The 9,380-nt window shown below is 34.0% G+C and carries 10 protein-coding genes; all 10 read left to right on the top strand.

Annotated features, from left to right (window positions below; translation table 11 throughout):
* Window positions 1–327: 327 nt before the first annotated feature.
* The 10 genes from ABFX15_RS12185 (at window position 328) to ABFX15_RS06945 (ending at window position 9,245) form a co-directional block, all read left to right on the top strand.
* Window positions 328–582, top strand: a complete 255-nt coding sequence (locus ABFX15_RS12185; RefSeq protein WP_428830616.1) for an ATP-binding protein — start codon at window positions 328–330, stop codon at window positions 580–582.
* Window positions 583–897: 315 nt separating this feature from the next.
* On the top strand, window positions 898–1,194 hold the full coding sequence (locus ABFX15_RS06985) for a hypothetical protein (RefSeq protein WP_346024747.1): 297 nt from the start codon (window positions 898–900) through the stop codon (window positions 1,192–1,194).
* A 161-nt stretch (window positions 1,195–1,355) separates the two neighbouring features.
* Window positions 1,356–2,021, top strand: coding sequence for a DUF3800 domain-containing protein (locus ABFX15_RS06980; RefSeq protein WP_346024746.1), 666 nt, complete (start codon window positions 1,356–1,358; stop codon window positions 2,019–2,021).
* A gap of 34 nt (window positions 2,022–2,055) precedes the next feature.
* Window positions 2,056–4,149: an ATP-dependent nuclease gene (locus ABFX15_RS06975; protein ID WP_346024745.1), complete on the top strand. Its 2,094-nt coding sequence runs from the start codon at window positions 2,056–2,058 to the stop codon at window positions 4,147–4,149.
* Entirely contained in the window at window positions 4,146–5,897 is a 1,752-nt protein-coding gene (locus ABFX15_RS06970) for a UvrD-helicase domain-containing protein (protein ID WP_346024744.1), read from the top strand. The genes ABFX15_RS06975 and ABFX15_RS06970 overlap by 4 nt, the downstream gene beginning before the upstream one ends.
* A gap of 29 nt (window positions 5,898–5,926) precedes the next feature.
* A complete protein-coding gene (locus ABFX15_RS06965) occupies window positions 5,927–6,556 on the top strand; it encodes a hypothetical protein (RefSeq protein WP_346024743.1) in 630 nt (209 codons plus the stop codon).
* A 25-nt stretch (window positions 6,557–6,581) separates the two neighbouring features.
* Window positions 6,582–7,604 carry a hypothetical protein gene (locus ABFX15_RS06960; RefSeq protein WP_346024742.1) on the top strand — a complete coding sequence of 341 codons (1,023 nt, stop codon included), beginning with the start codon at window positions 6,582–6,584 and terminating at the stop codon, window positions 7,602–7,604.
* Window positions 7,601–8,275 (top strand): hypothetical protein, encoded by a 675-nt coding sequence (locus ABFX15_RS06955; RefSeq protein ID WP_346024741.1) that lies wholly within the window; start codon window positions 7,601–7,603, stop codon window positions 8,273–8,275. The genes ABFX15_RS06960 and ABFX15_RS06955 overlap by 4 nt, the downstream gene beginning before the upstream one ends.
* Before the next feature lie 143 nt (window positions 8,276–8,418).
* The gene (locus ABFX15_RS06950; protein ID WP_346024740.1) at window positions 8,419–8,571 is read left to right on the top strand and encodes a YegP family protein; all 153 of its coding nucleotides are present in this window, start codon (window positions 8,419–8,421) and stop codon (window positions 8,569–8,571) included.
* Window positions 8,572–8,690: 119 nt separating this feature from the next.
* Entirely contained in the window at window positions 8,691–9,245 is a 555-nt protein-coding gene (locus tag ABFX15_RS06945) for a super-infection exclusion protein B (RefSeq protein WP_346024739.1), read from the top strand.
* Window positions 9,246–9,380 lie beyond the last annotated feature (135 nt).

Below are 9,380 nucleotides of genomic sequence, written 5' to 3'. Positions count from 1 at the left end.
CATTTTAATATTAAAATTGAAGAGTTACCATCTCTAGAAAAAAAGTTTCCGCCAAAGTCTTGACACATACACTATATTGTTAAACATTGTAAATGGTATAATAAAATGGATGAATTTCGGCAATTAAAAATGGCTAAAAAATCACCACTTTCTTAAAAAAGCTGATATATTAATCTTAGCTAAATTTTAAGGAGCGTGGAGAAATTGGTGAGGTGGAAAATGTACAACGATATTCATCATTTTAAGGATATTGGGTTGAAAAGACCCAAGTAGCCAATAGGCCAAAATTAAACTACAAAACAGTTAGGAAGTACTGGGATGTAACTCCTGAAGAGTTTTTGGAAACACAGAAAAAGAAAAAGGCAAGAAGCTAATCAGTTCTTTCAACTTGTATCTGCTTTATACCAGAATACTTCAATTATCATAACCTCAAATAAAGGTTTTGAAGATTGGGTGGAAATAATGGGTGACCCTGTCATTACCACTGCCACTCTAGACTGGCTGGTTCATAACAGTGAGATTTTTAATATGACAGGAGACAATTATAGACTGAAAAATAGAAATACCATATTTAGTAATTAAGCTGCCAAAAATAATTGCCGTTTTTTAGCCAAAAGTACTTGCCAGTTACAGTAGTTTAGGGGTTGTGAGTCAGGAGTCAGTGTGATAATAGTGGATATAGATAGTTGGGTAGTAGGGGAAATTAACTTATTGAATGTGAGCAGGAGAATTTGCTAGTAAGAGATCTGCACAACTGGAAGATAGACATTAAAGAACGGGCATAAGGGTTTAGGAATAAAACTTTGTCCGTTTAATTTTTAGATAGGATTGTCAGAATATTTTATTAAATAGATGAAATGGCTAATTTGCTAGGATGAGGTGTGGGCGGTGTGTACCATGGACGTGGATGAATATAGAAATATGATTAGCGAGTTTTCAGACTTACCACTATTTGATGAAAAGTGCAGCTTCTATTACGATGAGACCGGAAACGTTCGTAAGTTTAGGCTTACAGAGAATGGCGTGAATGCAGAAGAAGGCATTGCTAATGATTTTATTCTCGGCGGTGTGTTATTTAAGAGTGATTCCCCTTCATGTGATATAGACAAATTATTTGATGAGTTGAAAATTAATACATCAGAAATTAAGTTTAAGACATTAGCTGGTAGGGGTCTGATTTCTGGACAGCCATAGGCAAGAAACCAATTCAGCAATTTCTTTCATGGCTTGACAGTAGCGAACTCTATGTCCATTATGCTACGTTAAATAATATGTACTTTTCTGTCGTAGATATAGTTGATTCCCTATTTGCTGCCCAGCCTCAGTTCAACTTCGGATTAGAGTGGGCACAATCTTTGAAGGCCAGTTTACATAGATTTGCTATATCACATATGGATGAGATCCTTCCAATACTCCATGGCTACAATTATCCAAGCTTAGATAAAGAAGATATTAAGAATTTTTGTTATGAGCTGAGCGATCTCATACAATCCTATGGTGACGAAGATTTCTATCTAGAGAATTTCCGGCAATTACTGAAAGCAAATGGACGTAAGGGAGAGCTAGTCTTTATTGAAGATAACACGCCTGGTTTATTAGTTGAGGAATATTTCGGACTAAGAGATGGTAGGTGTGCATTTTATAAAGATTCCATGCATTATTTTGATGAAGAAGCTGAGGCAGAAATAGCCTTAAAAAATACGATTTACACTCTAAAAGGTGAGAAACTGTCCAATTTCAAATTCATTAATTCCAAGAATGAGCGACTGATACAGATATCTGATGTTTGGGTGGGCTTACTCGGAAAGTTATTTGCAGAGTTAGATCAGTCTACGCCAGAAATGATTATAAGCAAAATGGAATCACTTACTCAGGAACAGAAAGAATGCATCCGTATAATCAACTCACTAGTAGACAGAGCTGAAAGACTTCACAGAGGGTTGATTCAAAATGTGAATAGTATTGAGATTATACATCATAGAGGACTATTATTAGGGGTACTGGGAGATTTAGCAAGATAAGATTAAAAGAAATTCGATAGGAGGGGGAAGGCCCATGTACATATCAAGGATTGATATTGAAAATTATAGAAATTTCGAGTCTGTAACGGTGGAATTTAAAGACGGAATAAATTTGTTAATTGGACAAAATAATTCTGGCAAATCAAATCTCATCAGAGCTTTAGCCTTAATATTTGATTCATCTGTTAAAAAGCAACTTACAATTGATGATATATACAATAATATCTCCTTAGAAAAACTTAAACAACACTCACCAAAGATTTCAATTAGTGTGCAATTATCTCAATCAGATAATGAAAATTTGATGGGAGATGAGCTGGTTACAGTAAGTAACTGGCTAACATCATTAAAAGAACCGTATCAAGCAATGATTCAATATGAGTTTTTTTTACCTGAATCTGAGGAAGCTAGATATTTAGAAGATGTTATGCAAGCTACAAATGCATCAGATATTTGGCAAATCATTAAAACTAAGTTTATAAGACACTATATTAATAAGACCTGGGTGGGTAATCCAGAAAACCAAGTACCAATTGATGGGGAGAGTTTGAATAAATTTGATTTTCAATTTTTAGATGCCATCAGAGATGTGGAACGAGATATGTTTTCTGGTAGGAATACTTTACTTAAAGATGTAATTGACTTTTTTATGGATTATGACATTAAGTCTGATAAAGAGTTAACTGAAGAGCAACAAACAGAAAAAATTAAAAGTAGAAGAGAGTCTTTTGAAATTGTTTCTAAGGAATTAATTGAAAAGCTTCAAGAGAGATTGGAGAGTGGAAATAAGGAAATTTTATCTTATTCTAATGATATTGGTGCTTCCTTTGATGACTCGATGCCAGATTTTGAAGGTAAAATAAGTGAGAATGAATTATATTCTGTTTTACAACTGATTGTAAAACAAAACACTGGGATGAATATACCAATTTCAAATAATGGTCTTGGCTATAACAATCTAATCTTTATGTCATTATTGCTAGCAAAGATGCAGGTAGATTCTAATGGTAAATATTTGGGAAGTAATGCAAAAGTATTCCCAGTATTAGCTATAGAGGAACCTGAAGCGCATTTACATCCTACTATGCAATTTCAGTTTATGAAATTTTTGAAGAAGAATATAAAAGAAAAAAAGGTAAAGCAAGTATTTATCACTTCACATTCTACCCATATCACATCATCTACGAATCTAGATGACATTATTTGCTTTTATAAAGAAAATGGTAAGACTGGGATATCATATCCAGGAAAAGTTTTCTACAATGTAAATGAGCATCAGAATAGTGAGTGTAAAGAGGATAGCAAAAAATATGTTCAGCGGTTTCTTGATGCTACAAAATCAAATATGCTTTTCGCAGAAAAAGTTATCTTTGTTGAAGGTATAGCAGAACAACTATTGATCCCAATTTTTGCGGAGTACCTAAACAAACCTTTAGAAGAAAATCATATTTCTGTAATCAATATTGGTGGGAGATACTTTGAACATTTTCTTTATTTGTTTGATGGTAATAAAGATGGAACAATAAAGCGTAAGATTGCATGCATAACAGATTTAGACCCAACGAGGAAAGAAAAAGATAGTAATAATGCAAAGTCAAAAAGGTGCTATCCATATGAGCTTAATGTAGAGCCAATGAAGTATAAATACTCAGTGAATGATAGCATGGTTAAGTATAAAGATGGGGGGCATCCCAATATTCGTTCATTTACTCAAGATGAGGTTTTTGGTAAGACACTCGAGTACCAATTGGCTTTTGAAAATGAGAATAGCAGGCTATTATTAACCCCATCACTCCAAAATTATACTGAGCTAGAGGAGATTATCATATTGATAGAGGAAGAAAAAAATACTGAGGACCTCTTAGAAAAGCTTAGAGATAGCGATGAAAACAAAAGGATTATGGATTCAATTAGAACTGCTAATTGGGGTACATGGGATGAAGAATTGAAGAAGAAGGCTGTATTTGCATCAAGATATCTTAATTCTGTTGGCAAAGGTGAAAATGCTTTGGAACTATCTGTGGCCTTAAAAGAGAATTTAGAGAAAAGAGGCACAGAGGAATATCAGAATTTTAATGTACCTAATTATATTCGTGAAGCTATTGAATGGATGTGCGAAGGGCTATGATTATAACGGCTAAAGATAAAATAAATATTAATGAGGATTTTAAAGTTGAGGCTGGACCAGGAGCAGGGAAGACAGAGTTTTTGGTTAACCACATAAAAAGTATTATCGACAACTCTGAAAGGCTATCCAATTCCAGAAAAATAGCTTGTATTACCTATACGAATATAGCAGTGGAGACTATTCTAAAAAGGGTTGGTAAAAATGCATCAAATATGATAGAAGTCACCACAATTCATAGCTTCTTATATAAGAATGTAGTTAAGCCTTATTGCTCTTTCATCCCTGAGGAATATGAGTTGTTTGCCAAGAAAGTCAAAGGGCATGATGATTTATACATTAGTTCTAAATATATTCGTGAGTGGTTTGAAGACGGCGATTTTAGTGGTTTGAAGCATCCTAACTCAAAAAATCAGATTTTAGGATTTCCAGCAATGACGCAAGCTTTACAAAGTTGGCTTTTATCTATGAAATGCACTTTTAATAACGAAACACTTACTTTTGAATGTGAAAATACAAAAGCTGTTGGATATGATAAGGATAACAAGCCTATTAGGCTAAACAAGAAAAATCTAGAAGTATTGTCTAGCAAAATTATCGATTTGAAAAGAATTTATTGGAGAAAAGGTAAGCTTGATCACAATGATGTTTTATATTTTTCATATGTACTCATCGATCAATATCCTTTCATCCTAGAAATACTAAGGGCTAAGTTCCCCTATATGTTTATAGATGAATACCAAGATACAAATCCAATTCAATCATACATTTTAGATCAAATAAGAAAAAAAGAAACTGTAGTGGGTGTAATTGGAGATAAAGCCCAATCAATATATGCTTTTCAAGGTGCGAATCCCCATTTATTTGAGTCTTTTAATACGGGAGATTCATGTCACTACACCATCAATAATAATTATAGGTGCTCTAATAAAATTATCAAATTATTGAATGATATACGTGAAGACATAATTCAGGAATCTACGGAGGAAAAAAATTGCGGTGAAGTAGTAATATATGTAGGTGATAGAATTAAAGCATACAAAAAAGCGTGTGAAGAATGTCAAGGGGGTACTGTTACTTCTCTCTCAAGAGACAATATTACTTCAAATGCAATGAAGAAAGAAATTGATAATCATAATCTTAATAAGAAATTGTTGGATCAGTTCAATATGGACGATTCTAATAATAAACGCAGAGACTACATTTTATCTTTTATAGGTGCGATAGAACTAGCTCAAAATGGGAATATAAAGGAATCAATTAAAAAAATTGAATGGATTTTCAGGAATGAAAATGATCCCAAAAAAGTGGCCTTGTTTTCTTTATCCAAAATCCTAGCGTTCTACGAAAAATACTGTGATAAATCTTTAATGGATTTTTATAATTTAATTTCAAATGCATTAGAATCTAGTTTACCTAAAGTTACTAGAGGTGCACCGAAAATTTTTTATGAAAACGTGTCCTATAAAGAGATAGCAATTTGCATTAACATAACAGAAGACTCTAGTAACCATGTAACTATTCATAAAGCAAAGGGAGCTGAGTTTGATGCTGTTTTTATAGTAGACAGTAAATACTTAAAGAAATTTCTAATAGAGCCAGATTTAAATAGAAATGAAGAACATAGAGTTTTTTATGTAGCATTGAGTAGAGCTAGAGATAGATTATTTATACAATTAGATGAACTAAAACCAAGCGAAGAAAAAGCAATCAAACATAGGTACCCTTATCTTATTTTTGACAGAGTATAATAGAATAGTAAAGGAGGCCCGTAACCAATATGGACAAATCAACTTTCACAGGAACCATCATATCAATCCAGCCCAGGATCCGTCTAACCAGATCCTTCGATGAAGCCTCCCATACATACCTTGGTTATGCCATTAAGTTAGAAGGAGAAATCAGCAATTCAGACAACACAAACTTCTCCATCGGCATCGGTAAAGCAGCCCATGCCAAACATCAATTTAAAGTAAATGATGTCATCTCCGGGGAGTGCCTACCGGTACCGGATCCTGATATGGAGCCAGTTGAATACTATAAAGTCTCAAAACTTAAAGTTATCTCTAAAGGTGAACAGGGCAGCAATTCATCACCCTGGGAACTGGTGCCGCCGGAGCTAGAAGTCTATAGAGAAAGAGGACATCGTAGACTGGCAGCTAGGACATATGACACGAAGTGTAGCAGCTGTATGTGGGGCTGTAGGATGCCTGTTGAGATTATCGTAGATAACTGGAATCCTAGAGGCCGGAGAAAGTATAGGTTTGAGACATTCTGCTATGGTCCATTAAGTTGCAAGTTGTATAAGGCTGGTCCTAATCGTAAGGTAGAAGGTCGGAACGGGATGGTGTACGTCGAGGAAGATTGGGTTGATGCTATGAATGTGGAGCATAGGGGAGAAGATGAGTAGGTTGAGTTGAAGGTGGGTGATTTGCTTGAAGAATCGATATAAGATTAATAAAGCTTTATTTGCAGATACCTATGAAGTGAAAATGAATTTAATCAAGGATTGGAACAATCATCTGAATGATAGAATGATAAGTATGGGATACAGACCCAAACCGGGTGGCTACAACTCACTTGATTATCATAAGGCTATGAAAAAAATAATTCCAGCTCACCCTAGGAGAGTGCATTATTCTAAGGAATTCTCATGCCCGGATGAATGTAAAAGTGCTCTAGATAAGATTGTTTCAGCTATCGAAAGTGGTAAGAACTTATTACCATATATGAGTAAGCTGACGATAAGGCCATCAAAGAATGATGGATTGCTTAATGATTGGAATATTCATCACTTTCATTTGGATGAAGAATATGAGAAAGATTCAATATTTATTGAAAGAAGTGATTGGCTGTTATTAGCCTTTGTTGGTGAACATGACATATACTTTTTAAATGTGTTTTATCATAAAAAACCCTACTTGTGGACTCATATTGAACTGATAAGAATAATTGATAATAACTGGCCTGATCTCATTGAAAGGCATCGGTTGCAGGGAGTAACCCGTTTAGCAGAGAAACTTGATGATGAAAAGTATGCGATACTCAGGAAAGCAAATATGTCATCATTCGTAGAACTAGAAGAGAACAAAGTATTTGGATTAATTGGTGGTGGGTATGCGAGTGATGGGAGTTCAATTGAAGCTGTTAGGACATCAGATCATTGGTATAATTACATAAGGAAAATTGAACTTTACATACGAGATGATTATCAAAACTTTAAAAAGCAGATGTTGCCATTTGATTCTTACAGTGTGGAAAAGAAGCTGGAGATAGACTTGCTTACATTAACTGATGAAGAACTGATTCTTTTGGAAAAACAACGCAAAGTCATTATAAAGATAAACTATAACAATGGGAACATTAGGATGTGCAAACTGAGCAGCCTATTGGATGAGTTTTTATATGATTCATGGGTCAATAAATTACTGGGTAATATCGGAGGGAGAAAACTTTGAAATTACATGAATTTGATGAAAAATATTGGAATTACTATTTAACATTAGAGAGTGACCTTATAAAAACACAAAGATATGTAACCATTGATGAAGATAATTACAGCGCTTTTTCTGTTGAATATGCAAAACAGTATCAGACTATTTGTTCTGAGATCGATGTGATTTGCAAAGACTATTGCTGGTTTTTAGACCCTGATACAAAGGTAAAAAATATTATGGGTTATGCAAGCGTGATATTGGAGAAGAAACCTGATTTGATTTCTAGAACGGTAAGAGTTAAGACTGCAGCTTCAGTTAATCTACATCCTTGGATGGACTGGAAAACTGATAAACAAAATCCGTTTGATGGATGTAGTGTAGCGAACAACTCTCCTTCATGGTGGATGTATTATAATAAAGTCAAACACAACCGTACTGGTTCGGATTCTGAAAACAAAGAGTTTTTTAAATTCGCAAACCAAGGTAATACGCTCAATTCACTTGCTGGGCTATTTATACTGGTAATGTATTATTATAAAGATCTTGCTTTAAGTGAGAATCCGGATAATGTTACTATCCCTAACCGGCCATCGAATTTATTTGAAATCAAAGATTGGGAAAAACACTTCATATTCTTTAATGAAGACTTGGCAATGAACGTTAAGAAAAACTCTTTGATATATAATGACTGAATTGTAGGTAAAGAAAGCTACATAACCAATTTGTCAAAAGATAAATCTGCTTACGAATATGTTTTGTTCATGAAGCAATGGTATATTGTAAATATTGGCGATCGGATATAGCAAATATGAAAGTTGAAAGAGAGGTGCATTACATGGATAAATGGGAATTTTATAAAGATACAGAAGGCTTATGGAGATGGAGAAGAATTGCTGCGAATGGAAGAATTGTCGGATCATCTTCGCAAGGATATGTAAACAAAAGTGATTGCATAGATAACGCTAAAAGAAATGGTTATCAAGGATAGTTTGACGCATTATTATTTTGTAACTTATTCTGTAAAATAAAGATTTGCTGATCGCCTTTATTTTTAAATATAAGTTATCATCGGTTTATAGTACTAACTAAGGTGAAAGGAAGTGAAAGATGAAGGATTTTATACAATTATTGAAACTACCACCGACGATACTTGCAGCGGTTGCTTTGGGTACAGGTTTAATATTATTCCTTCCAGTAAATATTCTTCAGAGGCTGGGCCTTGACAAAATCCCTGAACAATGGAAAACTATCCTAGGGTTAGTATTTATCATTTCATTATCGTTGCTTGTTGTTTATTTTATTATAAAAGTCGTGAGATCCATTGTTTCAAAATATTATAGGATACGATTCAAGCAAATATTTCCCAAAGTAATGAATGATTTAAGAAATGAGGAACTTGCTGTTGTAGCACTGCTATATAGGTCACCGAATTATACTTCAAGATTACCGTATACCGATGGTGTTACAATTCGACTTAAAAGCAAAAATGTCATACAGTTAACATCATCAAATAATCTAGCTTATGGTGATGATTTAGTTATGCCTTTTACAATTACACCAATTGCACAAGATTACATTGATAAGCATCCAGAGCTGATTGAGAACTTCAGTAAACCAGAATTAGAAAGCATGTACAAACGATATAATAATCCTTTATATTAAAATGTGCGAGTCTGAATGGCGATGAGCCAAAATGAAACCTGAATAATTCATAGTACTTTGTCAGAACAGGCATTTATCCCGCTTTGATAAGGTTTATCAATCTATTCCTTATTCACCCGTTGGGTGAAGAAAAAA

Source organism: Alkalibacterium indicireducens, assembly GCF_039522005.1.
Lineage (GTDB): Bacteria > Bacillota > Bacilli > Lactobacillales > Carnobacteriaceae_A > Alkalibacterium > Alkalibacterium indicireducens.
The sequence above is the reverse complement of the archived record's forward strand: the minus strand, read 5'-3'. Positions and strand labels throughout refer to the sequence as shown.

Excerpts from the sequence above, each read along its gene's own strand:
- ABFX15_RS06970 (WP_346024744.1), top strand. The coding sequence starts at position 4,146 with ATGATTATAACGGCTAAAGATAAAATAAATATTAATGAGGATTTTAAA.
- ABFX15_RS06975 (WP_346024745.1), top strand. The coding sequence starts at position 2,056 with ATGTACATATCAAGGATTGATATTGAAAATTATAGAAATTTCGAGTCT.
- ABFX15_RS06945 (WP_346024739.1), top strand. The coding sequence starts at position 8,691 with ATGAAGGATTTTATACAATTATTGAAACTACCACCGACGATACTTGCA.
- ABFX15_RS06950 (WP_346024740.1), top strand. The coding sequence starts at position 8,419 with ATGGATAAATGGGAATTTTATAAAGATACAGAAGGCTTATGGAGATGG.
- ABFX15_RS06985 (WP_346024747.1), top strand. The coding sequence starts at position 898 with ATGGACGTGGATGAATATAGAAATATGATTAGCGAGTTTTCAGACTTA.
- ABFX15_RS06965 (WP_346024743.1), top strand. The coding sequence starts at position 5,927 with ATGGACAAATCAACTTTCACAGGAACCATCATATCAATCCAGCCCAGG.